The sequence below is a fragment of the Kineococcus indalonis genome (assembly GCF_009906395.1).
In the GTDB taxonomy this organism is placed as follows: Bacteria; Actinomycetota; Actinomycetes; order Actinomycetales; family Kineococcaceae; genus Kineococcus; species Kineococcus indalonis.
Genome location: NZ_JAAALM010000713.1, coordinates 1 through 1,557, shown reverse-complemented (window position 1 = coordinate 1,557; position 1,557 = coordinate 1). Strand labels below are relative to the sequence as shown.

Genomic DNA, 1,557 nt, shown 5'->3' with positions numbered 1-1,557 from the left:
CTCCTGCGGCACGTGCAGCAGCAGCTCGTCGTGCAGGCACAGCACGACGCGCCCCGCGCCGCCCGCCCCGGCGCCGCCCGCCCCGGCCAGCCCGGCGCGCACCGTGGCCGCCCACGCCTTGAACAGCTCCGCCGCCGCGCCCTGCACCACCGCGTTGCGCGCGAAGCGCCCGCGCGCGGCCAGCGCCTCCTCCGGCAGGTCCGGCCGCGCGTCGGCGCCGCCGCCCGTGCGCACCCGCCGCCCGCCCCAGGTGCGCACGTCCCGCCCGGCGCGCCCGTCCTCCTCGGCGGCGCGCAGGAACGCCAGCGCCACCGGGTAGGCGCGCTCCATGCGGCGCAGCGCCTCCCCGGCCGCCCCCGACGTCTGCCCGTACATCGCCGCCAGCACCGCGACCTTCGCGGTGGCGCGGTCGGCGCCCAGCGCGCTCGCCACCGGCGCGTACAGGTCGTCCTCGCGGGCGGCCGCCGCCAGGGCCTCGTCGCCGGAGACGGCGGCCAGCACGCGCGGCTCCACCTGCCCCAGGTCCGCGCGCACCAGCGCGTGCCCCGGCTCGGCCGCCACCGCCGGGCGCAGCTCGGCGGGCAGGCTGTGCAGCCCGGCCTGCGCGGTCATCCGCCCCGCCCCGCCGTCGGAGGCCGACCAGGCCCCGCGCAGCCGCCCGTCGGCGCCCACGTGCCGGTCCAGCCAGCCGTAGCCGTACGTGGTCGCCACCCGCTCGGCCCTCCGCCAGCGCAGCAGCGCCTCCACCACCGGGTGCGCCCCGCGCAGCCGCTCCAGCCGCCAGGCGCGGGTGTCGGGCAGGTCGAAGCCCAGGGAGCGCAGCGCCGCCAGCACCGCGGCGGGGTTGCGCAGGTCCACCGGCCCCAGCAGGGCGTGCACGGGCGCGTCCCGCGCCGCGCGCGCGACCTCCTCGCCGGCCGGGCCGCGCGGGCGCGGGCCCACCTCGGCGGCCACCACCGCCTCGGCGGCGGCCCGGTCCACCGGCAGGCCGGTGACCTCCAGCTCCACGGCCAGCAGCGCCGCGGCGGACTCGCTCCACGCCGTCTGCAGCGCCAGCGCCGGGGGCACCGGCTGCGGGCGCGGGTCCGCCAGCGCCGCCAGGGCGCGCTGCTGCCCGGCGGCGGTGTGCAGGGCCAGCACCGCCCAGCGCGCCGCGCGCCGCAGCCGCTCGGCGGGCTCCACGTCCGGGCCGAGCGCGCGCCCGTCCACCCAGCCCGCGGCGAGCTGGTCGTGCTCGTCCACCGGGCCGGCGTCGCCGGTCAGGGTGCCGTCCAGGTCCAGCAGGCCGGTGCCGTGGCCGGCGGCCCGCCCCGGCGCCGGCGGCGCCGGCTCCGGCAGCCCGTGCGCCCCCGCCCACGCCGCGCCCGGGTCGTCGCGCCCGCCGCCGGCCAGCAGCCGGTGCACGGCCGCCACGTCGTGGCAGCGCGCCAGGTGCACGCCGGCCCGGACCAGCGGGGCGGCCGTGCCGGCCGCCGACCACCACGTCCAGCGCGGGCGCAGCAGCCGCTCCAGGCGCGCCACCAGCGCCGCCGGGTCCCCGGCCAGCAGCCGGTGCAC

At 83.0% G+C, this 1,557-nt stretch carries 1 protein-coding gene; it reads right to left on the bottom strand.

Annotated elements, in window-relative coordinates:
• The coding region (locus GTR00_RS20520; RefSeq protein WP_407659758.1) for a DNA polymerase at window positions 1-1,557 on the bottom strand (1,557 nt) is incomplete at its 3' end.